This is a genomic window from Burkholderia sp. MSHR3999, from assembly GCF_000833595.1.
Classification (GTDB): Bacteria; Pseudomonadota; Gammaproteobacteria; order Burkholderiales; family Burkholderiaceae; genus Burkholderia; species Burkholderia ubonensis.
This window is the reverse complement of record NZ_JRFO01000001.1, coordinates 103,352-124,343: the sequence shown is the minus strand read 5'-3', so window position 1 is coordinate 124,343 and position 20,992 is coordinate 103,352. Positions and strand designations below refer to the sequence as shown.

Genomic DNA, 20,992 nt, shown 5'->3' with positions numbered 1-20,992 from the left:
GCCGCCTTCGATCATCTTCTGGAATGAAATGGTGCAGGCGCGCGGTTGATGCGCGCGATCCCGCGTCGCCACGTGCGGCACGCGCGTGGTGTCGCCGGCGGCGCGTGCGTGGAACCTTCGCGGTTCCACCGCATGGCGCGATGCGCTCCGCTCCCTGGAAACGTTCCCGGCCGGCATATCGGACCTGGGCGGCGCGTTTGCACGAATGGCGAAGCCACCGTCGCGAGAACGTCAAACCATATTGGGTCGTCGTGACGCGTACGTGACACCAAAAAAGGGGCGCGCAAGCGCCCTCCGCACGCCATGCACGGCGCGTCCCGCGGCGCGATTCGATGTTCAGCGAGTTCAGTCGTCGCCGTCGGATTCTTCCTGCTCGAGGATTTCAAGCACGCGTGCGGCCTTGCCGTGCAGTTCGCGTTCGAGCTTGATTTGCTGACGGTCGTCGGCCCTGAGCCACGTGTATGCATCCAGCACTTCGGCGCTGGTCGGGCCGATGTCGAGGATCTGCGCGATGACTTCGTCTTCCATCGGACCGACGATCTCGCGAATCTCGCTTGCCGTGGCCGTGGAGCCTGCGGAATGGTGCGTGACTGACATGATGACGCCTCCATTAAAGACGTGCGCGGCGGGCCGGATATCGGCGCCAGGGGAGGCGGGCGATGCGTAGGAACGGCCGGCCGCGCTCAGGGCGGCGGCCGGAATCGATGCGCCGCCGCCGTTGCACGACACCGTGTCAGGATACGCTTTTGTGGCGGGAAGAACGGGGCATGCGGATATCGGGAGATGCGTGGCGCGTCGTTCAGTTGCAAGCCTCCATCCCGAGCATGCCGGTCTGCAGCATGACACGCCCGCGATCCTTGATGAACGACAAAACGAATGCACGGGTGCGCTGACCGTACACGCATTGGCTGCTTTTCTCGTTTCCGGCGAAGTTGAATTCGGACACGCATCGATTCGCGGGAAACGTGGCGGACGTGCGCACCGCATCCGGGTGGTGATCGCGCCCCGGGTAGTACAGGTACGTCGAATCGAGCGCCGTCTTGAACGATCCGTACAGGTCCGGATGCTGGCCAAGGAAGGTGGCAACGGCCCGCGCGCGCGCCGGGCCCTTTGGCGCATGCGCGAGCGACTGCGACAGATCTGCGACGTTGGTATTGAACGAGAAGCCAGGAGCCGCATACGCGGCGAACCCGTCGGGCGACGGGAAGGTCGCCCAGAAATCGCGGTCGAGCTGCTTGACTTCCGCCTGCGTCAGACAGTCCTCCGCAGGCGGACGCGCGAAGGCGGACCCGCTGCCCAACGCAGCCATCGACAACACGACGGATACGCACCATGTCTTGACGATCTGCATTTTTCTTCTCGGCAAAAGCGATGCGCAATTTCTTGTCGAGATTCTTCGGCGTGCTCGTTTCGAACTTCGCACTTCAGTTGCACTCATCCAGCCCGATCACGCCGCTGCGCAGCATCACACGCCCGCGATCCTTGATGAACGACAAGCTGAATGCGCGGAGACGTTGACCGCTTACGCATTGAACGCGGCTCAAATCGATCGCGTAATTGAACTCGGATACGCACTGATTCGCGGGAAGCGTCGACGACGTGCGCGCCGCATCCGGATGGTGATCGCGGCCGGGGTAATACACGTACGTCGAGTCATGCATGGTCTTGAACGCACCGAACACGTCCGGATGCTGTCCAAGGAAGGTCGCAACAGCGCGCGCGCGCGCCGGGCCGCCGGACGCATGCGCGAGCGACTCCGAAAGCTCCGCGATGTTCGTGCCGAATGTGAGCTTGGGCGCCGAATACGCCGCGAACGCGTCGGGCGACGGGAACGTCGCCCAGAAATCACGGTCGAGCTGCTTGACTTCCGCCTGCGTAAGGCAGTCTTCAGAAGGCGGTCGCGCAAAGGCGGACGCGCTGCCCGCCACTGCCATCGAAAACACCACGGATACGCACCACGTCTTAACGATCTGCATTTTTCTTCTTTTTGGCAAAGGCAATGTGAAATTCATCGTTGAGATCCTTCGGCGTGCTCGTTTCGAGCTTCACGCCCTTGGCCAACTGCTCCTTCGCGAATTGCAGATAGGTCGCAGGGACAAAGAACCCCTTCAGCTCGGACGGCAACTGCGTGCCGAAATTGATCGCATCGCTCTGGTTGCCACCCAGCAGAATCGGCGCGCCCGTGCTCGTCTGCGCATAGACGAATGCCGCGTGGCCGCCCTTGCGATGCTTGTATATCGCCACGGCGCCAAACACGGGCTTGTCGATCTTCACGAAATTCTTGCTGAACCGGAACGACTGCGAATCCGCCGGCGACGCCGTCATCGCATACCCCGCCTGATTCAGGCACCAGTTGGCAAATGACGCGCACCACGGATTACCGTCCCCGACCAGTGATTTGAGGTGAACACCGACTTCGTTATGGTAGTTGATCGTCTTCGTGATGACGGCTTCCTTCTGTCCATGCCAAAGCTTGGCCTGCTCGATCGCGAACGCCATCCAGGGTGCCTCCTTGGAACCCTGCTGCAACACCGCCATCGGATGCCCCTGCCCCTGCTTGCTGCGATCGAGCGTGGCATTCGCGCCGCCGGACTTCGCCGCATCCGCGGGGAGCGACGATGCCGCGGGCGCCGATGCGGCCGCCGCGTCCGATTCGGTGTGCGGCGCTTCCGCGCTGGCCACTTCGCCATGCGAAGCCCCCGCGCTCGGATGTGCTTCGCGGGTTCGGCTGGCCGGCTTCGGCTGGCTCGCCGCACCGGGCGCGCCACCCGCGCCGGCTGACTTCACCGGGCCGAGCACTGACGCCACGATATCGCTGAGGTCGCCCGCTTTCTCGTTCGATGCCGAACCGCCGTCGTGCGCGCCGCCCCGGTCGCTGCTTGCCGGCTTCGGCGCGGCTTCAGGCTTCGGCTTCTGCTGCGCCCGTGAATGGGGCGAATGTCCGTCCTCGGGCTTCGGCATGTTGATGTACAGATAATCGCCGGCGAAGATTCGCGTCGAATGCAGGTGATTGTCCTTTTGCAACTGCTCGACGCTCACCTTGAATTTCGCGGCGATCTTGCCGAGCGTATCGCCAGAGACGATTCGATAGCGAAATCCCGCCGGCTTGTCGTGACGGACCGGATCCTTCGCGAAATGACTGCCCGTCGGCGCCGACACGGTGATCAGGTCGTGAAAGAACACATAAGCGGCCGATTTCGCCTGCGTCACGATCTCGCCGATCTGCTTGAGCCCCGCGGCATGCTCGATGAACAACTGGATTTGCTCGCCGGCTGCCTCGAACGGCATCAGAGGAAGCTGGCCGGTCTTGTCGGTTTTCGCGACGATCTCCTTGCCCTTGGCCCGCACCACGACTTTCTGGTCGGGGATGGGCTGCGCACCGTTCGACAGCGTCACCGATGCCGTGCGAATCCACTGTTCGTGTCGCGTGTTCACGAGATTGTTGTAGCCCTCGTGCTGCTTCATCACGGTCATCATCGACTCGAGTTCGGCGTCGCTCATCGAGTCGAGCCTGCGCGTGCGGTCGTATCCCGTGCCCTCGCAAATCGCCCCGATGTACCGTTCCGTGTCGTTCTCCTTCGGCGGCGCGTAGACATACATCGCATCGGAGATCGACATCGCGTTGTACTTCCGGCGCAGCAACGCAAATTTTTCTTTCCAGCCGGTGTCGTAGTCCGGAAAGATATAGAACTCGCCGCTCTTGGAATCGCCGATGCCGATATGGGTCCTGACGACGCCTGGGGGCCGTTTGCCCTTGTGCATCGGCGGCGGCCGCATGTCGCCGGGATTGTTGAATCGCCACGGGATCGTGCCGCCGCTGCGCAGCAGGATGTCGCCATTGTCGGCGACGTACTGCACCGTCAGCGTCGCTTTGTCGTGTGTCGCGGAAATGAATTTGGGCATGTTGTGATGCTCGCGATGACGAACTCAGTGCAGACCTTTCGCGGTCTCGGACAGTGCGCGTTCAACCGTATAGTCCTGCTGCTCGGCGTACTTGCCCTCCGCAACCGGGGCAAAGTAATAGGTCCATTCCGCTTCGCCGCCGGCGAACAGGCGGTACGTCTTCGTGGTCACGACGCCAGGCTGGTTATAGCCGCGCACGGCATCCTTGTGCGCGGTGACGAGGTAGACGTTCGGACCTTTCACGGTGACGAGCGCGTCGGTGATGGTCTCTTCGCCGCCATTGAACGTGCTGAACGACAAACTGTAGTCGTTGAGCTTCTTCTTGTCGTTGACGATCGGGATCAGGTACAGCGTGTGATCGTCGGCCTGCAGATAGAGCGTGTAGTTCCGGTAACGCAGGCGGACATTGTCCGACAACACACCGGAGACCAACATCAGCGTACCGTCCTTGACGTTCCAGCGAACGGCGCCGCGCTCATATTGTTCGGCATGCGCGCTGCGCAAAGGCAGGGCGGCAGCGGCAAGGACAGTCGCGGCGGCCGCGACGCTACGCAAAAAACGGGATGTCTTCATGGGTTACGCTTCGCCTTCGAGAATGCGGGCCAACACGGTGGGCGTGATCAGGGTCGCGAGATGATCGGCGTCGACGAACTGCCCGCCGCGATCCTCGCTTGCAATGTGGAACGGGTCATCGTCGGGCGACAGTTCAGTCTCGGCTTCATGCTCTTCGCCTGCCACGCGCTGTTCGGTCGTGACCGGGTGCGGCTGCCAGGTGTCCGAGCCGATCCGCAGCGTCAGCGTGTCGGGCTGGTCGACGATTGCGCGCGGCAGCCGGCCGTCTGCCGCGATCTGTCCGGCGTGAAGGACCGTGTTCGCGCTGTCGACGATCTGGAACGGCTTGCCGACCCAGCCGATATCGTTGGCGACGTGATCCGCGCCGAATGCCGCGAAGCGCAGGCTGTGCTTGCCCAGCAGTTCGCCCGTGGGCAGCGGCGGCAACGGGTACGACATGTTCGCGGGGCCGTTGAACAGGTGCTGGGCGCCCTTGACGTCGACCTTGCCGGGCGCGTGAATCTCGATGTTGCCTCCCTGGATGCGAATGTACGCGCCCCCCGAGGTCAGCATGATGCCCTTGTCCGCCGCGATCTCGACCGTGGCCGTCGACGACAGCACCTTGACGGTCTTCTGCGCGGTCATCTCGACGTTGTCGCTCTGCGCCTGGATCTCGACCTTGCCCTTGCCGGCGAACAGCTTCATCCCCGCGTTCTGCACGAACAGGCTCAGCTTGTCGGCGACGCTCGCGATCAGCGACTTGCCGCTGGCGATGTGCGTGCTCCGGCCGCTCACGAGATTAAGATGCTGGTCCGCCGCCACATGCACGTTCTGCTGCGTCGACAACGCGATGCCCGCCGGGCTGCCGAGCAGCATCACCGGTTCCTTGAACGCATTTGCGCTGCCGGTCCCGCCCCCTGCCGTGCGTCCACCCGACGCGCTGCCGGCCACGCTGTCCTGCGTCGCATCGACGAACTTCTTCAACGCGTCGTAGCCCGGTTTGAGCGGCTCGGCATGGTGCTGCTCGCTGACTTCCGACAGGGTGTCGACCAGGCTTTCCGCATTGACGAGCTGCTGTTGCGCTTCCTTCACGTCGAGCGGCTGACTGTTCGCCTGCTTCGGATGCGTCGTGACGTACAGACCCCGCCCGGCGCGCACCGCGCCGTACGAATCGGTCTTCAGGTCAAAACCGGAACCAAGATACGCGCCACGCGCGTTGCCGCTCTGGTCGATCAGGTAGCCGAGGTGAAGCCCGGAGTTCGCGCTGCTGCTGAACAGCCGCGCACGGTTCTGCCCCGTCGCGTCGTCGAGCACCATTTCGTTGAAGCCGGCGCCCGAATACTCTTTCGACCGGTAGCCCGACAGGATCCCGTTGCTATGCCATTGCGGCTTCACCGCGCCGTTGTAGATGCGGTGCAGGACGATCGGCCTGTCGCAGTCCCCGCCGAGATAACCGACGAGCACTTCCTCGCCGACTCGCGGCACGTGCACGCTCCCGTAGCCGCCGCCGGTATCCGACTGCGCGACGCGCACCCAGCATGATGCGCGTTCGTTGCCCGGATTCTGTCGATCCCAGATGAACATCACCTTGATCCGGTTCAGTTCGTCCGTGTAGACCTCTTCGCCGCTCGGACCGACCACGATCGCCGTCTCGAGCTGCATCACCGGCTTCTCGTGCTCGAACGGGCTACGGTACGGCACCGTCGCGCGTTGCGCTTCGACTTCGACGAGATAGAAACCCGCCGAGCCGTCCTCATGCGCGACCTTGAACGCGGCCTCTCCCGAGCGGCCGGCCTTCGCTTGCGCCAGTTCGCTTTGCAGGCTGTGCGGAAAGTTCGCTTCCTGCGCCGAGAGCGGCAGGTTGTTCTCGATGAACCGCGAGACCTTGATGGCCGCGAATTCCCGTTCGCGGTCCGGATCGCGGTCGTGCTCCGGATGGTCGGTCAGCACGAAGCGCCGGCCGGCATCGATTCCCCGAACGCCGCCCGCGCCGAAGAATCGCTTCGCACGCGACTCCCATTCCTCCAGGCGAATCTTCGACAGGTGCTCGCCGCGATCCTGATCCAGATACGTGTAGGCGCCGGTGTACTCGTAAACTTCGGCCTGCTCGGGCAGATTCCCTTGATCGGCCTTCGTCGGCAACGTCGTGCCTTTCGGATTCAGCGGTGCGGAGGGCGCCTTGTAGTCGAACGTGCGCGTCGTGTGCAGCGCGCTCTGCAGGGTCCGCGAACCGGCCCACTGCGTGAATGCGTCGGTTTCGCTGCCGGTTCCCGCCCGATAGAATCCAACGGACTTCGGCGACATATCGTCGACCGCATACAGGTCGTCGGTCACGACGAGCGTGTGTGCGTTGCCGTCCTCGTCATGCCGCCAGAAGCCGAACAGTCCCTCGTCTTCCATCAGGCGATGCACGAAGTTCCAGTCGGTCTCGCTTTGGCGGCAATACGAGCGCGAAGGCAGCGGCTTCGACAGCACGAACTGGAACCGCCCTCGGGCCTGCGGATGCGCGTTGAAAACGTCCGCGATGATGGCGTCGACAGGCATGTCCTGCCAGTACCGCATGTCACTGCGAAATTTGAGGAAGTGCATCCACGACGCGAAAGTCAGCTGATAGCTCGACAGGCTGCCATCCGCGCCGAGCCTGCGGGCCGTATGGATGTAGCCGTTGATCGGCAGATACGACTTGTTCGCCTGCTGAATCCAGAGCGTGATCGGCTGAGCGATCAGCTTCTTGAGTTCGATATCGCCGGCGGTCGACACCATGTCGAGCGTCACGCTGAAGTCGCGGCCCAGTTCGGAATGGGTCACGGCCCGGCGCGGCACGAGCGCATTGCCCGGCAACGACGGAATGTCCGTCTTCAGCAAACGATCCTGCTGGATCAGGCCGCCACGAATGGCCTGGACCAAGTCGGTCATGTTCATGCGTAATCCGTTGTTGTTTTGTTGTCCGGCGACAACACGCTCTCTCGTGGGGACGGCCGTCCCCGAACTTCATGTTGCCGGCGATTCTAACGGTTTTCGTCTGCCGATTTGCGTCCTTGAACGGGAGTTAAACCCACGCTGGCGGCTGATTCTCACGATTTTTTACAAATGAAAGGCGACTGTAGGAAAACGTGGCGTGACGCGGGCTTCAGATCGCCGAACGGGAAGAAGTGCAACGCCCGTCGCTTCACCGGGAGGGAGGCGATTGTGATCAGGCATGGTCGGTTCCTATCCGACCAGCGCCGAAGCCAAGGACGCAGGCAGCGATTTTGAAAAGGCGAGATTTAAAACATCCTTTCCGATCCGCTTATCGCATCGCCAGTTCCCACGAAATACCCGAACTCATCGAACCCGGCCACGCCGCTTCGTAATATCACACGTCCGCAGTCCGCAGCGAATATATCCCGTTCTGCCAATAATGCATATTAATAATAAAAGCAATTTATATTGGCAATGGAACGAGAAATCCCCTCGCGTAGAAAATATTGTCACTATTCGTGTAGAAGACGAAGGCACTTCCCCCCAGATTGGCCGATGCCGCCAGCGTCTCCACCTTGCAAATCCGGCGCCATGAAGCCGGAAGCGCCTATCCGTCGCTGAATGTGTTACGCCGAATGGCGGTCACACCCCGGGGCTGATCGACTTCGACCGCATCGCGAGTTGGTTTCTCGATATCACGCTGGGTGAATAGGTTGCGCCATCGATACATAAACGCGGCCTTGTGTGTTCATGAGAATGCGTTCGCTTGCCTCATGTGCGCTTGCTAGAGGGAAGCGTGACGAGGGCGCTGAAGATACCGCGCCGAACCATCAAAACGGCCTTCGCCCGGATAATGGAGGATTGAACGATGATTGAACTTGCAACCGTGGAGAAGCGCGTGCTGGCCGACCCGGCTGCACGTGCCGGATTGACTCAGGAACAGGTCGCCGAAAGGATGCGGACGCCCCATTCGACCATCGCTTACATGGAGAGTGATCGCACGATGCCGTGGCTGCGCACACCGTTCCGCTACGCTAAAGCGACGGGAAGCCGTGCCGTGGTACGCCTCGAGGCCCCAAAGTAGTTTGGATTGCAGATTGATGGCTTCAGACAAAAGCGACGGTGGCCGGTGCGCCGACACTCGCCTCGCCTGGCTGACGGCGGAACGCCACGGGACACGGTCGCTGGACGTGCGGAATCTTCGTTTCACACCTTCTCAAACAACCAGGAACTCCCTTCATTCCTTACGCGAGCAGCAAGTTCGCTTCTTGAGCAAACTCGCCGTCTTTACCTTGCACCGCGGGTGAATGACCAGTGTTTGCTACGTTGCGCCAGCCGAATCCGGACAGGTGGTTGTGTATAATTCCGCAATAAAAACTGACTGCCTTGCACCATTTTCATCCGCGCACGGGGAAGCGTCCGCATGGACAAAAACAAGTATTCAATTACGTTTGCCTGCTACAACCAAGTGGACTATACGCGTCAGTGTATTGACAGCATGGTCAAGCACGGGACGCCACTTGATCGCGTCGTCGCTGTCGACAACGCGTCAACCGACTCGACGCGCGAATATCTGCAGACGCTGCCGCTCGGCGGCTACGTTCACAACCGCGACAACCTCGGCTGCGGCGCCGCATGGAACCAGGGGATCCTGCATCAGCAAGCCGAGTGGACGGTCGTGATGAACAACGATGTCCTCGTCTCCGCGAACTGGATCGAAAACCTGATCGGCACGGCGGAGCGGCTTGGCCTGCTCGTCGCGTCGCCGGCCATGATCGAAGGCCCGCTCGACTACGATTTCGATTCGCTCGCAACCGCGTGGAGCAATAAGATGCGCGACGTGCAGCGCCCCGGCGCGCGCCACGCGGTCTGCCTGCTCGTGCACCGCAGCGTCTGGATGCAGGCCGGCTACTTTCGCGCCACGCCGAGCCTGCTCGGCTATGAAGATACGTTATTCTTCGACGAGCTGGACAAGGCACGGATTCCGTCCGCGATCGTCGGCGGCGCATGGCTTCATCACTACGGCTCGATCACGCAGACCGCCATGAAGCGCGAGCGCGGACTCTCCGCGCGAAGCGGCCTCGGCAATCGCACGAACTACCAGTTGCTCCGTCAGAGCTGGTTGACGCGCAAGCTGAACAAGATGCGGCGTGTCCGGCAGAACCGCGCGTGGCACGACACGGAGCTCGCACGTTACGGGATGACCGTGCACGGCACCCGCAAGGAGCAGGACTTCGAATGGCTCTGACGTGCGCCTGCGCACGCGACTCTTTCCTGCGCGGCGATGTCCGCGCCGCATGCCGGCATCCGGCTATGTACCGGGATTCGGCGCGCTCGAATCCGTGATCTGGAGTGTTTGCTGAATGTCCAATACGACGGCCCCCAAGGTTTACGACTGCTTCTGCTACTTCAACGAAGACATGTTGCTGGAACTCCGGATGGAGATTCTGTGGGATCACGTCGACTACTTCGTCATCGCCGAATCGCGCTACACGCAGGTCGGCGACCCGAAGCCGCTGAACTTCGACATCCGTCGCTTCGAGCGCTTCAAGGACAAGATCCGCTATCTCGAGGTCGATCACCTGCCCCCCGGTCCGCCGGACTACTGGAAGAACGAGAATTACCAGCGCAGCTACCTGATCAACGGACTTCACGACGCCAGGCCCGATGACCTGATCCTCGTGTCCGATCTCGACGAGATTCCGCGCCCCGAATGCATTCGTCTCTACGATCCGAGCCGTTACCTGCGCGCCGACCTTCACCAATATTGCTACGCGTACTTCCTGAACAACCGGCTGCTCGAGAACGACGGATTCGCCGACTGGATCGGCACGCGGATCACGACCCTTCGTCATCTGAAGCAGTTCTTCAACAACGTCAACGCGGTCCGCTCGTACAAGTCGTCCGGGCTGCTGCGCTCGCTGAAGCGCTCGTGGTTCCGCAAGTATCGCGTGCAGCACGTGCGCGACGCGGGCTGGCACTTCTCGTGGGTGACGAGCCCCGAGATGATGATCGTGAAGATGAAGAGCATCGCCGACCAGAAATTCGTGAAGCCGGAATTCCAGGACCAGCAATTCATCGAGAGCCGGATCCGTTCCGGGAAGGACGTGCTTGACAGACCGCTGCGCTACGCGCCGCAGCCCGTCGAGGCGCCGCAATTCCCGACCCAGATTACCGGCGCGCGCGACAAGTACGCGACGTGGCTCATCGAGCCGGCCGCGCATTGAGCGCGACACTTTCGCACCACGCGCGCAAGCCGGTGCCGTGACTTGCCAACGACGAACGTTTTTCCACCGATCGACCGATCATGATGAACAAGTGTATTGCACGCTATGTTGGGCACCCCGGCGCTCCCTGGCTCGACGCGTATGTGATCGTGGTGGCGGCCGCGAGCATCATGGGGTTCCTGTCGCTGCGTGGCGTGACCAACGCGAGCCTGCTCCTGCTGCTGGCGCCGACGCTGGCGGCAGCGGGCTCGATCCGGCGCGACGCACGCGAGCGCGGCTCGAATTCGGCGGTGTGGTGGATGTGTATCGCGCTTGCGCTGCCGATCGTCTCGGTGCTCATCGGGCAAGCGCTGCGCGGCGACTTGATCGCGAAGGCTTATGATGCGCCGTCGCGCATCCTGCTCTCGATCGCCGTGCTGTTCTATTTCCGCTACAAACGGATTGATTTCGCGCGGCTGATCGGTGTCGTCGCGCCCGTCGCGCTGCTGATCCTCGTCGTCCAGGTGAAGCTCGATCCACACGCGATGGCGATCTGGGGAGGGCGTTTTGCGACCTACTTCGTCGACACCGACATGTTCGGCGTCTATGCGCTCATCCTCGCGATGTTCAGCCTGTTCGGCATCGAGCCAGGTCAATCACGGCCTGCGCGCGCATTGTCGATCGTCGGTATCGTCGCCGGCCTGTATCTCGTGGTGGGCTCGCAAACCCGCACCGCGTACCTGTTGATTCCGATTGCTGCAGCGCTGTGGCTGGTGTTGAAGCGCCCGTCGATCAGCGCCAAGCATTTCGTCGCGCTTGCGGCGCTCGGCATCGCCACGATCGCGATCGTCCTGTCCTTGCATGACGACACATCGACGCGGGTCGCCAGCATCTACCACGAACTCGACATGTGGCTGAACGGGTCAAATCGCGACACGTCGGGCGGCCTGCGGCTCACGATGTGGCACATGGCGTGGGAGCTATTCCTGCAAAGCCCCTGGCACGGCTACGGCGACACCGGGTTCCGCGCGTATCTCGGTGAACCGGGGATCACCGCTTTCGCAAGTCAAATCGCTCGTCAAATCATCTTCGCGGGCCCGCACAACGAACTGCTCGCCAACATGCTGCGCTCTGGCATCGCGGGCGCCGTCGCGGTCGTCGCACTGTTCGCGGTGCCGATCGCGACGTTCTGGCGTGCACGCCGGTACAGCCCGCGCGCACGCATTGCAGCCGACATGGGGCTCGCGTTTACGATCTGCCTGATGCTCGCCGGCATCGCGTTCGAGATGTTCACACTGAAGTACACGGCATCGTTCAATGGCCTGCTGATCGCCGGTCTCGCGGGTCAGGTGCTCGCCGAGCGGCGACAGTCCAAGGGTCCAGCCGGGCAATGAAAAACATGTTTCGACTGATCGATCGTTGTGTCGCGGAATCCACCAGGATTCCGTATGAATGGGTTCCGCACGATCCGGCGCGCTATCTCGGCAACACGCCGACGCTGAAGATCGCGAAGAAATTCCTGCATCGACGCCTGTCGCTTGCGGCAGGCGGCCAACTGGCGCTTGCCCGGCCGACCTTGCCGCGTGATGCGCGGATCTTGTGGCTATACACGGGCAAGAGCAATTTCGGCGACGCGACGATGGACATGGCGGGCCGAAGCCTGTTGCGCGGAACAGGCATGAGCATCGATCTGCTGACGCTGCCCAAGCTCCGTCCGCTGTTCGAAGAAGACGACGTATTCTCGAACGTTTTCGACCGGGTCGACGATGCGCTGAAGCGCGACTACGACGCCATTCTGTTGAACGAATTCAATTTTCCGTCGATCCGGCTGAAGAAGCAGCATTTCAGGCGGCTGCCGTTCGCGAGCCTGTTCGGGTATTTCTACGGCCCGGACCGCAACCAGACCCAATTCAGCTTTGCCGCGATCAACCACATTTTCGAGCTCGGCCTGACGCCCGCCTATCTGCGCGATATCGCGAAGCCGTACCTCCATAGCAATGTGTCGACCGAGCGCAGCGTCGACGCCATCGTGCCCGACACGCGCTACATGTGCATCGCGGTCGGGGGCATCGATCCGCGGCGGACATATGAACGCTGGACCGAACTGCTGTCGGCACTCGACGATGCCACCGACATCGACGTACCGCCGACCATCGTGCTGCTCGGGGCCCCGAACGGGGCCGACGCTGCCGATGCAATTTGCAGGCACACCTATGCGCGGTTTGACATACGCTCGACCGTTGGACAGCTGAGCCTGCTGCAATCGCGCGCGATGGTTGCGCGCAGCGCCGTGTTTGTCGGCTGCGACGGCGGCATGATGCACGTTGCCCACTCGACCGATGTAGGCTCCGTCACGCTGTTTGCGCATATCGAGCCGATGCATCTCCGGTTGACGCCAAGCTGCAATTCGATCGGACTTCAAAGTCGCGGAGCAGTCAGCGAAATCGATCCTCCAGAGATTCTCTCGGCACTTCGGACCAAATTGGGAAGCACATCGGGACAACTGTTGACAGACGCGGCGTGATGCCGGTCAGGCCGGGGAAAGTGACGGCCGGCAATCAGTCGCAAGCCTCTATTCCGAGCATCTCCGTCCGAAGCGTGACACGTCCGCGATCCTTGATGAACGACAGACTGAATGCGCGGATAGCCCCCACGCCCTCTCCGACGTTAGAGAAGAGTCATGCAGCCTGCCCAAGCTATCCGACGTTACCGAGGCACTGCTAGAGAACAGCCGTCACCTGCAAATCTGTGCGATGGCTTGGGCGCGGTCTGCAATCGCGAAGGTGCAGTCCCAGCGGCTTGGCAGATGCGGGGCGATGTCCCGCCGCACTTGCTCAAGGAGAAGTTCACTGGCGAGCCGCCAACCCTTGTATGCGCCGTCAGGTGAGCCCGCGTCGAATTGATAAGTCCGAAGGGCATTACCCCAGCGACCGCGCTCCACGACGTCACCAACCGTGAATTGATGGTTGGAGATGCGAAAGAGCGGCATCGTAGCTTGCCTCGCGATTGGCGGAATTCGGTTACAACCGTGGTTACACGGGACCCCAAAAGACTAAGGGGTTACAACGCGAACGCTGTAACCCCTTGATTTTATTGGTGCCGGCTGCAGGACTCGAACCCGCCACCTGATGATTACAAATCAACTGCTCTACCAGATGAGCTAAGCCGGCGTAAGCAAGAGATTCTACCTCATTTCACGATCTTGAGGCGAGGTCTGCCGCCTTTCGCCCCGTCGCCGTCGGACGTCGGCGGTTCATCCGCGCCTTCCGACGGCTCTTCGTTCGCACCGCTATCGGCCACGGGCGTCAGCCCCGTCGCTGCGCCGCGCTGCTCGTCCACGTGCGCTTCCTCGTCGAATTCGCCCGAATCCGGACCATCCTCCGCGACCGCATCGACCTGGAACGCCATCCCCTGCCCGTTCTCGCGCGCATAGATCGCGAGCACGTTGGCCACCGGAATCTCGAGCTTGTGCGCCTTGCCGGAGAACCTCGCGGTGAACTCGATCCACTCGTTGCCCATCTGCAGCTGGCTCGTCGCCTCGAAGCTGATGTTGAGCACGATCTCGCCGTCGCGAACGAACTGGCGCGGCACGCGCGTCGAATTGTCGACCCTCACCGCGATGTGCGGCGTGTAACCGTTATCGGTGCACCACTCGTACAGCGCGCGCAGCAAATAAGGCTTCGTTGAAATCTCTTGCATCACAATCCTCTAACCGGAACGGATCGCGCGGCCCTCCGCGCGCGCCGCTCCGTCTTGCCCTTCGTCATGCCATTAACGACGCATGACCTTTTCGGACGGCGTCAGTGCTTCGATATACGCCGGACGGCTGAAGATCCGTTCCGCATACTTCATCAGCGGCGCCGCATTCTTCGACAGCTCGATGCCGTAGTGATCCAGACGCCACAGCAGCGGCGCGATCGCGACGTCGAGCATCGAGAACTCCTCGCCGAGCATGTACTTGTTCTTCACGAAGATCGGCGCGAGCTGCGTCAGGCGATCACGGATCGCGAGGCGCGCCTTCTCGTGGTTCTTCTCGGCTGCCTTGCCCTTCTCGTTCTCGAGCGTGCTGACGTGCACGAACAGTTCCTTCTCGAAGTTGAGCAGGAACAGGCGCGCGCGGGCGCGCTGCACCGGGTCGGCCGGCATCAGCTGCGGGTGCGGGAAGCGCTCGTCGATGTACTCGTTGATGATGTTCGATTCGTACAGGATCAGATCGCGCTCGACGAGGATCGGCACCTGGCCGTACGGGTTCATCACCGAAATGTCTTCCGGCTTGTTGAACAGGTCGACGTCGCGGATCTCGAAGTCCATGCCCTTCTCGAACAGCACCAGCCGGCAACGCTGGGAGAACGGGCAAGTTGTGCCGGAATACAGAACCATCATATTTGCGTTTCCTCAAAAAAGCCGAGGGCCAGCGCGCGGAAGAACCCTCCTCCGGGTTCCGCCTTGCGCCGGCCCCACGCCGGTCAGGCGTGATTACTTGATATCTTTCCAGTACGCGGCATTGAGCCGCCAGGCCAGGAAAGTCAGGACGCCGAGGAACACCAGCACCCAGACGCCGAGACGCTTGCGGGTCTGCTGGGCCGGTTCGGCCATCCATGTCATGTACGCCACCAGGTCGGCCACCGCAGAATCATAATCCACCGGCGACAACGTCCCGGGAGTCATCTGCTGGAAGCCGACGAGCGCGCGCACCTTCTCGCCCGTCTCCTCGTCCGTCTTTTCCTCGAATTTCGCGATGCGCTGCCCCTGCAGCTGCCAGAGCACATGGGGCATGCCGACGTTCTCGAACACCGCGTTGTTCCAGCCGGTCGGCCGCGCATCGTCGCGGTAGAAGCTCCGCAGATACGTATACAGCCAGTCCCGGCCGCGCGCCCGCGCTTCGACCGACAGGTCGGGCGGCGTGACGCCGAGCCAGTTGTTCGCATCTTCGGGCCGCATCGCAACGGACATCGTGTTGCCGACCTTGTCGGTCGTGAACAGGAGATTCTTTTCGATCTCCTTCTGGGATATGCCCAGATCCGTCAGACGGTTGTAGCGCATCAGGTTCGCGCTGTGGCAGTTCAAGCAATAGTTTACAAACAATTGCGCGCCGTGCTGAAGCGAAACGAGATTTTCCGTGTTATCGGGCGCGCGGTCGAGCGGAAAATTGCCCTCCGCGGCCGCCACCGGCGCCGTCAGCAACGCACAGGCGGTCGCCCCGATCAGCGCGAGCGTCGAAAGCAGTTTCTTCATGTCGTTCTCTCCTCGCTCACGTTAATGGGGCTTGAAGCGCACCCGCTCCGGCGGCTGCTTGAACGTGCCAAGCGGCGTCCAGACCGGCATGCCGAGGAAGAACGCGAAGTAGATCAGCGCGCACACCTGCGCGATCACCGTCGCGGTCGGTGACGGCGGCCGCGTGCCGAGGAACGCAAGGGTCAGGAACGCGACGACGAAGATCCCGAGGAACACCTTGTGGAACAGCGGGCGGTAACGGATCGACTTCACGGGGCTGCGGTCGAGCCACGGCAGGAAGAACAGCGATACCACCGCCGAGCCCATCACGACGACACCCCAGAATTTCGATTCCGTCAGGTACATGAACACGACGATCGCGGCCGACAGCACCGGCAGCCCGAGCCGCCACTTGCCGCGCGCGCGCAGCAGCGCGAGCACGCCGAGCAGCGCGATCACGATCATCAGCACGATCTTGAACGGGTCGGTGGTCGCGCGCAGCATCGCGTAGAACGCGGTGAAGTACCAGACCGGCGCGATTTCCGGCGGCGTCTGCAGCGGGTTCGCGGGAACGAAGTTGTTCGCCTCGAGGAAGTAGCCGCCCATTTCCGGCGCGAAGAACACGATCAGCGCGAACACGATCAGGAACCCGCACACGCCGAAGAAGTCGTGCACCGAGTAGTACGGATGGAACGGGATGCCGTCGAGCGGAATGCCGTTCGCATCCTTCTTTTTCTTGATCTCGATGCCGTCCGGGTTGTTCGACCCCACTTCATGCAGTGCGACCAGGTGCGCGATCACGAGGCCGATCAGCACGAGCGGGATCGCGATCACATGGAATGCGAAGAAACGGTTCAGCGTGACGTCGGACACCACGTAGTCGCCGCGGATCCACAGCGACAGGTCCGGGCCGATGAACGGGATCGCCGAGAACAGGTTCACGATCACCTGCGCGCCCCAGAACGACATCTGGCCCCACGGCAGCAGGTAGCCGAAGAACGCCTCGGCCATCAGGCACAGGAAGATCGCGCAGCCGAAGATCCACACGAGTTCGCGCGGCTTGCGGTACGAGCCGTACATCAGCCCGCGGAACATGTGCAGGTAGACGACCACGAAGAACATCGACGCGCCCGTCGAGTGCATGTACCGGATCAGCCAGCCCCACGGCACTTCGCGCATGATGTACTCGACCGACGCGAACGCGAGCGTCGAGTCGGGCTTGTAGTTCATCGTCAGGAAGATGCCGGTGACGATCTGGTTGACGAGCACGAGCAGCGCGAGCGAGCCGAAGAAGTACCAGAAGTTGAAGTTCTTCGGCGCGTAGTACTCGGTCATGTGCTTCTTGACCATGACCGTCCACGGAAAGCGCGCATCAATCCAGCCGGTGAGACCCGTCGTCGTCGTCGTGACTTCGTTGTGCTCGGTCGTCGCCATTACGCTTCTCCTTTCTCGTCCCTGCCGATCACGAGCGTCGTCGCCGACGTGAACATGTAGGGCGGGACGTCGAGATTCTGCGGCGCCGGCTTGTTCTTGAAGACACGGCCGGCAAGGTCGTAGGTCGAACCGTGGCACGGGCACAGGAAGCCGCCCGGCCAGTCGTCGGGCAGGTTCGGCTGCGGCCCCGTCTGGAAGCGTTGGGATGGCGTGCAGCCGAGGTGCGTGCACACGGCCATCACGACGAGGATGTTCTTGTGGTCGGCCCGCGAGCGATATTCGTTCGCGCAGTAAGCCGGCAACGGCATCGAATAGGGGTTCTTGCTGGTCGGATCGGCGACTTCCTTGTCGGCCTTGGTCACGTCGGCGAGCATCGAGTCGGTGCGGTTCAGCACCCAGACGGGCTTGCCGCGCCACGGCACGGTGAGCATCTCGCCGGGCTTCAGCGCGCTGATATCGACTTCGACCGGCGCGCCGGCCGCTTTCGCTTTCGCCGACGGCGCCAGCGACGCCGCGAACGGGATGACGGTGGCGACGCCTCCCACGCCACTTGCTACGGATGTCGCAATCAGCCAGGTACGGCGGCCGCTGTCGACGCGTTTCTCTTCCTTGTCTCGCATCACACGCCCCACTTCTGAGTTGGATTTTCCGTCACGACTTTCCATTCCGCCGCTAGTTTGCTCGAATGGAGTCGTCATTTACAAGGCCCGGAAATGAAAATCCCTTCGAAGTGGTTGATAGTTAAGGGTTTTCCCCCACCACCCGAGTGAATAATCCAACCCACTTTTAAACGCTTGCTACATTGCGTGATTTCGATGCGCCGCCGCAATCCGGCCGTTCAGACCGGGTTATGGATATCGATAAACAGGTGTTCGAGATCGAATCGCTCGGACAAATGGGCCCCAAGCGCCTGGATTCCGTAGCGTTCGGTTGCATGGTGCCCCGCCGCAACGAACGCGACGCCGCTCTCCGCGGCCGCGTGCGTGACCGGCTCCGACACCTCGCCGGTGAGGAACACGTCGGCGCCGGCGTCGATCGCCGCGTCGAAATAGCTCTGCGCGGCGCCCGTGCACCACGCGATGCGGCGCAGCTGCTGCTCCGGGTCGCCGAGCACGAGCGGCGTGCGGCCGAGCGTGCGCTCGACCTTCGCGACGAAGTGCTCGAGCGTCACCGGCATCGGCAGCGTGGCCATCCAGCCGAGATCGCCGTCGCCGAAGCGCGATTCGCCGATCAGCCCGAGCTTCTCGCCGAGCTGCGCGTTGTTGCCGAATTCGGGGTGCGCGTCGAGCGGCAGGTGGAACGCGAACAGATTCAGGTCGTTCGCGAGCAGCAGCTTCAGGCGCCGGTATTTGCGGCCGGTGATCTGCGGCGCCTCGTTGCGCCAGAAGTAGCCGTGATGGACCAGCACCGCATCCGCCCCCCATTCGATCGCCGCTTCGAGAAATGCCGCCGACGCGGTCACGCCGGTCGCGATCTTCTCGATCTTGCGGCGGCCCTCGACCTGCAGCCCGTTCGGGCAATAGTCCTTGAACCGCGCCGTTTCGAGGGTATTGTTCAAGTACAATTCGAGTTCGATTCGATCCATATAAACCTCTAGTCCATTCAGATGCTTAGACGCTTCTGGCTGTTCTTCGCGCAGGCGGTCACGGTGCTGCTCGCGCTGATGTTCATCGTCGTGACGCTCAAGCCGCAATGGCTGCAACGGCAAGGACAGCTCGGCAAGCAGCTCGCCACGCCGATCGTCGCCCTACGCGAAGTCGCGCCCGGCATCGGCGGCGCACCTGCGACCACGTCGTACGCCGACGCCGCGCAAAAGGCAATGCCGGCAGTCGTCAACGTGTTCTCCAGCAAGGACGGCTCGCTGCCGCCCGATCCGCGCGCGAAAGATCCGCTGTTCCGCTATTTCTTCGGTGACCGCAACGCCCGCAAGCAGCAGGACGAGCCGGCGGCCAACCTCGGTTCGGGCGTTATCGTGAGCCCGGAAGGTTACATTCTAACGAACCAGCACGTCGTCGACGGCGCCGACCAGATCGAAGTCGCGCTCGCCGACGGCCGCACGGCCACCGCGAAGGTGATCGGCATCGATCCGGAGACCGACCTCGCGGTGCTCAAGATCAACATGACCGACCTGCCGACGATCACGCTCGGCCGCTCCGACCAGTCGCGCGTCGGCGACGTCGTGCTCGCGATCGGCAACCCGTTCGGCGTCGGCCAGACGGTGACGATGGGGATCATCAGCGCGCTCGGCCGCAATCACCTCGGCATCAACACGTTCGAGAACTTCATCCAGACCGACGCGCCGATCAACCCGGGCAACTCCGGCGGCGCGCTCGTCGACGTGAACGGCAACCTGCTCGGCATCAACACGGCGATCTATTCGCGCTCCGGCGGCTCGCTCGGCATCGGCTTCGCGATTCCGGTGTCGACCGCGCGCACCGTGCTCGAAAGCATCATCACGACGGGCTCGGTCACGCGCGGCTGGATCGGCGTCGAGCCGCAAGACGTCACGCCGGAGATCGCCGAGTCGTTCGGCCTGCAGCAGAAATCGGGCGCGATCGTCGCGGGCGTGCTGCAGGGCGGCCCGGCCGACAAGGCGGGCATCAAGCCGGGCGACATCCTCGTGTCGGTCAACGGCGAGGAGATCACCGACACGACCAAGCTGCTGAACGTCGTCGCGCAGATCAAGCCGGGCGCGACGGCCAAGGTGCACGTCGTGCGCAAGGGCAAGGAGCTCGACGTGAACGTCATGATCGGCAAGCGCCCGCCGCCGCCGAAGCAGGCGCTCGACGAGCAGGACAGCGACACCGAATGACGCCGCTGCCGGCGCGCCGCCTTTTTGCCGGTTCGCCTGCATAAAAAAATGGCAGCCGATCGGCTGCCATTTTTGCTGGGGGAATCGCCCGGCCGGGCTCCGTCACGCTGCCCGAAAGCGTCAGCTCGCAGCCTCGCCGTTCTCGGGCTCGGCTTGCGCCGGCTTCGGCACGAAGAACCGCGCCGCGAGGATCCCGGCCTCGTACAGCACGACGAGCGGCAGCGCGAGCATCAGCTGCGAAAACACGTCCGGCGGCGTGACGACCGCCGCGACGACGAAGGCGCCGACGATCACGTAGGGCCGGATCTCCTTCAGCTTCTTCACGGTCAGCACGCCCATCCGGACGAGCAGCACGACCACGATCGGCACCTCGAACGTCACCCCGAACGCGATGAACATCCCGAGCACGAAGCTCAGGTAATTGTCGATATCGGTCGACATCTCCGCGCCGAGCGGCGCGTTGTAGTGCGCCATCACGCGGAAGATCGTCGGGAATACGAGGAAGTACGCGAACGCCATCCCGCACAGGAACAGGACGTAGCTGCTGCCGACGAGCGGCACGACGAGCTTCTTCTCGTGCTGGTACAGCCCCGGCGCGACGAACGCCCAGATCTGGTACAGCACGACCGGCAGCGCGATCACGAGCGCGACGAGCATCGTCACCTTCATCGGCACGAAGAACGAGCCGGTGACATCCGTGACGATCATCCTGCCGCCCTTCGGCAGGTTCTCCATCAGCGGGCGCGCGAGCAGCCGGAAGATGTCCGGCGCCCAGTAGACGAGCCCGAGGAACACGACGATCACGGACAGCCCCGCGCGAATGATGCGATCGCGGAGCTCGACGAGATGGGAGATGAAGGTTTCTTCCGGGCCTTCGTCCGGATTCTGCTGGGGGTCGCTCACACCGGCC

The 20,992-nt window shown here is 62.5% G+C and carries 20 protein-coding genes and 1 tRNA gene; 6 read left to right on the top strand and 15 right to left on the bottom strand.

Annotation, left to right across the window (positions count from 1 at the left end; genetic code table 11):
- Positions 1-345: 345 nt before the first annotated feature.
- From KY49_RS00670 to KY49_RS00645, 6 genes are all read right to left on the bottom strand, one after another.
- Complete coding sequence (locus tag KY49_RS00670) at positions 346-597, bottom strand: hypothetical protein (protein WP_029226620.1); 252 nt, start codon at positions 595-597, stop codon at positions 346-348.
- A gap of 202 nt (positions 598-799) precedes the next feature.
- Positions 800-1,351 carry a hypothetical protein gene (locus KY49_RS00665; protein ID WP_052495599.1) on the bottom strand — a complete coding sequence of 184 codons (552 nt, stop codon included), beginning with the start codon at positions 1,349-1,351 and terminating at the stop codon, positions 800-802.
- 73 nt (positions 1,352-1,424) lie between these two features.
- Positions 1,425-1,976 carry a hypothetical protein gene (locus KY49_RS00660; protein WP_033355802.1) on the bottom strand — a complete coding sequence of 184 codons (552 nt, stop codon included), beginning with the start codon at positions 1,974-1,976 and terminating at the stop codon, positions 1,425-1,427.
- Entirely contained in the window at positions 1,963-3,777 is a 1,815-nt protein-coding gene (locus KY49_RS00655; RefSeq protein WP_231636325.1) for a TIGR02594 family protein, read from the bottom strand. Before KY49_RS00655 ends, KY49_RS00660 begins: the two co-directional genes overlap by 14 nt.
- A gap of 150 nt (positions 3,778-3,927) precedes the next feature.
- The gene (locus KY49_RS00650; protein WP_042582967.1) at positions 3,928-4,476 is read right to left on the bottom strand and encodes a hypothetical protein; all 549 of its coding nucleotides are present in this window, start codon (positions 4,474-4,476) and stop codon (positions 3,928-3,930) included.
- A gap of 3 nt (positions 4,477-4,479) precedes the next feature.
- On the bottom strand, positions 4,480-7,377 hold the full coding sequence (locus KY49_RS00645; protein ID WP_042582966.1) for a type VI secretion system Vgr family protein: 2,898 nt from the start codon (positions 7,375-7,377) through the stop codon (positions 4,480-4,482).
- A gap of 907 nt (positions 7,378-8,284) precedes the next feature.
- Here KY49_RS00645 and KY49_RS00640 point away from each other — a divergent pair.
- The 5 genes from KY49_RS00640 (at position 8,285) to KY49_RS00620 (ending at position 13,146) form a co-directional block, all read left to right on the top strand.
- Positions 8,285-8,500 (top strand): helix-turn-helix domain-containing protein, encoded by a 216-nt coding sequence (locus tag KY49_RS00640; protein ID WP_042582965.1) that lies wholly within the window; start codon positions 8,285-8,287, stop codon positions 8,498-8,500.
- Positions 8,501-8,839: 339 nt separating this feature from the next.
- On the top strand, positions 8,840-9,664 hold the full coding sequence (locus KY49_RS00635) for a glycosyltransferase family 2 protein (protein ID WP_042582964.1): 825 nt from the start codon (positions 8,840-8,842) through the stop codon (positions 9,662-9,664).
- 115 nt (positions 9,665-9,779) lie between these two features.
- Positions 9,780-10,643: a beta-1,4-mannosyl-glycoprotein beta-1,4-N-acetylglucosaminyltransferase gene (locus KY49_RS00630; RefSeq protein WP_042582963.1), complete on the top strand. Its 864-nt coding sequence runs from the start codon at positions 9,780-9,782 to the stop codon at positions 10,641-10,643.
- An 80-nt stretch (positions 10,644-10,723) separates the two neighbouring features.
- The gene (locus KY49_RS00625) at positions 10,724-12,016 is read left to right on the top strand and encodes an O-antigen ligase family protein (protein ID WP_231636323.1); all 1,293 of its coding nucleotides are present in this window, start codon (positions 10,724-10,726) and stop codon (positions 12,014-12,016) included.
- 5 nt (positions 12,017-12,021) lie between these two features.
- Positions 12,022-13,146: a glycosyltransferase family 9 protein gene (locus tag KY49_RS00620; RefSeq protein WP_060097396.1), complete on the top strand. Its 1,125-nt coding sequence runs from the start codon at positions 12,022-12,024 to the stop codon at positions 13,144-13,146.
- 210 nt (positions 13,147-13,356) lie between these two features.
- On the opposite strand, the gene KY49_RS00615 is transcribed toward KY49_RS00620, so the two are convergent.
- The 8 genes from KY49_RS00615 to KY49_RS00580 all read right to left on the bottom strand — a co-directional run bounded on the left by KY49_RS00615 (position 13,357) and on the right by KY49_RS00580 (position 18,855).
- A complete protein-coding gene (locus KY49_RS00615) occupies positions 13,357-13,611 on the bottom strand; it encodes a hypothetical protein (RefSeq protein ID WP_042582961.1) in 255 nt (84 codons plus the stop codon).
- 105 nt (positions 13,612-13,716) lie between these two features.
- Positions 13,717-13,792, bottom strand: a tRNA-Thr gene (locus KY49_RS00610).
- A gap of 19 nt (positions 13,793-13,811) precedes the next feature.
- Positions 13,812-14,321, bottom strand: coding sequence for a ClpXP protease specificity-enhancing factor (locus KY49_RS00605; RefSeq protein WP_042582960.1), 510 nt, complete (start codon positions 14,319-14,321; stop codon positions 13,812-13,814).
- Between the two features lie 72 nt (positions 14,322-14,393).
- Positions 14,394-15,005 carry a glutathione S-transferase N-terminal domain-containing protein gene (locus KY49_RS00600; protein WP_006400565.1) on the bottom strand — a complete coding sequence of 204 codons (612 nt, stop codon included), beginning with the start codon at positions 15,003-15,005 and terminating at the stop codon, positions 14,394-14,396.
- Between the two features lie 93 nt (positions 15,006-15,098).
- The gene (locus KY49_RS00595; protein ID WP_042582959.1) at positions 15,099-15,857 is read right to left on the bottom strand and encodes a cytochrome c1; all 759 of its coding nucleotides are present in this window, start codon (positions 15,855-15,857) and stop codon (positions 15,099-15,101) included.
- Positions 15,858-15,878: 21 nt separating this feature from the next.
- Positions 15,879-17,270: a cytochrome b gene (locus KY49_RS00590; RefSeq protein ID WP_042582958.1), complete on the bottom strand. Its 1,392-nt coding sequence runs from the start codon at positions 17,268-17,270 to the stop codon at positions 15,879-15,881.
- A complete protein-coding gene (gene petA, locus KY49_RS00585; protein WP_042582957.1) occupies positions 17,270-17,890 on the bottom strand; it encodes a ubiquinol-cytochrome c reductase iron-sulfur subunit in 621 nt (206 codons plus the stop codon). The genes KY49_RS00590 and petA overlap by 1 nt, the downstream gene beginning before the upstream one ends.
- 218 nt (positions 17,891-18,108) lie before the next feature.
- Positions 18,109-18,855 (bottom strand): Nif3-like dinuclear metal center hexameric protein, encoded by a 747-nt coding sequence (locus tag KY49_RS00580; RefSeq protein ID WP_042582956.1) that lies wholly within the window; start codon positions 18,853-18,855, stop codon positions 18,109-18,111.
- 21 nt (positions 18,856-18,876) lie between these two features.
- Here KY49_RS00580 and KY49_RS00575 point away from each other — a divergent pair, with 21 nt between their 5' ends.
- Complete coding sequence (locus KY49_RS00575; RefSeq protein WP_042582955.1) at positions 18,877-20,082, top strand: Do family serine endopeptidase; 1,206 nt, start codon at positions 18,877-18,879, stop codon at positions 20,080-20,082.
- A gap of 120 nt (positions 20,083-20,202) precedes the next feature.
- Here the strand turns inward: KY49_RS00575 and tatC are convergent, their stop codons facing one another.
- Positions 20,203-20,985, bottom strand: coding sequence for a twin-arginine translocase subunit TatC (tatC, locus tag KY49_RS00570; protein WP_042582954.1), 783 nt, complete (start codon positions 20,983-20,985; stop codon positions 20,203-20,205).
- Positions 20,986-20,992 lie beyond the last annotated feature (7 nt).

Excerpts from the sequence above, each read along its gene's own strand:
- KY49_RS00670 (WP_029226620.1), bottom strand. The coding sequence starts at position 597 with ATGTCAGTCACGCACCATTCCGCAGGCTCCACGGCCACGGCAAGCGAG.
- KY49_RS00665 (WP_052495599.1), bottom strand. The coding sequence starts at position 1,351 with ATGCAGATCGTCAAGACATGGTGCGTATCCGTCGTGTTGTCGATGGCT.
- KY49_RS00660 (WP_033355802.1), bottom strand. The coding sequence starts at position 1,976 with ATGCAGATCGTTAAGACGTGGTGCGTATCCGTGGTGTTTTCGATGGCA.
- KY49_RS00655 (WP_231636325.1), bottom strand. The coding sequence starts at position 3,777 with ATGCGGCCGCCGCCGATGCACAAGGGCAAACGGCCCCCAGGCGTCGTC.
- KY49_RS00650 (WP_042582967.1), bottom strand. The coding sequence starts at position 4,476 with ATGAAGACATCCCGTTTTTTGCGTAGCGTCGCGGCCGCCGCGACTGTC.
- KY49_RS00645 (WP_042582966.1), bottom strand. The coding sequence starts at position 7,377 with ATGAACATGACCGACTTGGTCCAGGCCATTCGTGGCGGCCTGATCCAG.
- KY49_RS00640 (WP_042582965.1), top strand. The coding sequence starts at position 8,285 with ATGATTGAACTTGCAACCGTGGAGAAGCGCGTGCTGGCCGACCCGGCT.
- KY49_RS00635 (WP_042582964.1), top strand. The coding sequence starts at position 8,840 with ATGGACAAAAACAAGTATTCAATTACGTTTGCCTGCTACAACCAAGTG.
- KY49_RS00630 (WP_042582963.1), top strand. The coding sequence starts at position 9,780 with ATGTCCAATACGACGGCCCCCAAGGTTTACGACTGCTTCTGCTACTTC.
- KY49_RS00625 (WP_231636323.1), top strand. The coding sequence starts at position 10,724 with ATGATGAACAAGTGTATTGCACGCTATGTTGGGCACCCCGGCGCTCCC.
- KY49_RS00620 (WP_060097396.1), top strand. The coding sequence starts at position 12,022 with ATGTTTCGACTGATCGATCGTTGTGTCGCGGAATCCACCAGGATTCCG.
- KY49_RS00615 (WP_042582961.1), bottom strand. The coding sequence starts at position 13,611 with ATGCCGCTCTTTCGCATCTCCAACCATCAATTCACGGTTGGTGACGTC.
- KY49_RS00605 (WP_042582960.1), bottom strand. The coding sequence starts at position 14,321 with ATGCAAGAGATTTCAACGAAGCCTTATTTGCTGCGCGCGCTGTACGAG.
- KY49_RS00600 (WP_006400565.1), bottom strand. The coding sequence starts at position 15,005 with ATGATGGTTCTGTATTCCGGCACAACTTGCCCGTTCTCCCAGCGTTGC.
- KY49_RS00595 (WP_042582959.1), bottom strand. The coding sequence starts at position 15,857 with ATGAAGAAACTGCTTTCGACGCTCGCGCTGATCGGGGCGACCGCCTGT.
- KY49_RS00590 (WP_042582958.1), bottom strand. The coding sequence starts at position 17,270 with ATGGCGACGACCGAGCACAACGAAGTCACGACGACGACGACGGGTCTC.
- petA (WP_042582957.1), bottom strand. The coding sequence starts at position 17,890 with ATGCGAGACAAGGAAGAGAAACGCGTCGACAGCGGCCGCCGTACCTGG.
- KY49_RS00580 (WP_042582956.1), bottom strand. The coding sequence starts at position 18,855 with ATGGATCGAATCGAACTCGAATTGTACTTGAACAATACCCTCGAAACG.
- KY49_RS00575 (WP_042582955.1), top strand. The coding sequence starts at position 18,877 with ATGCTTAGACGCTTCTGGCTGTTCTTCGCGCAGGCGGTCACGGTGCTG.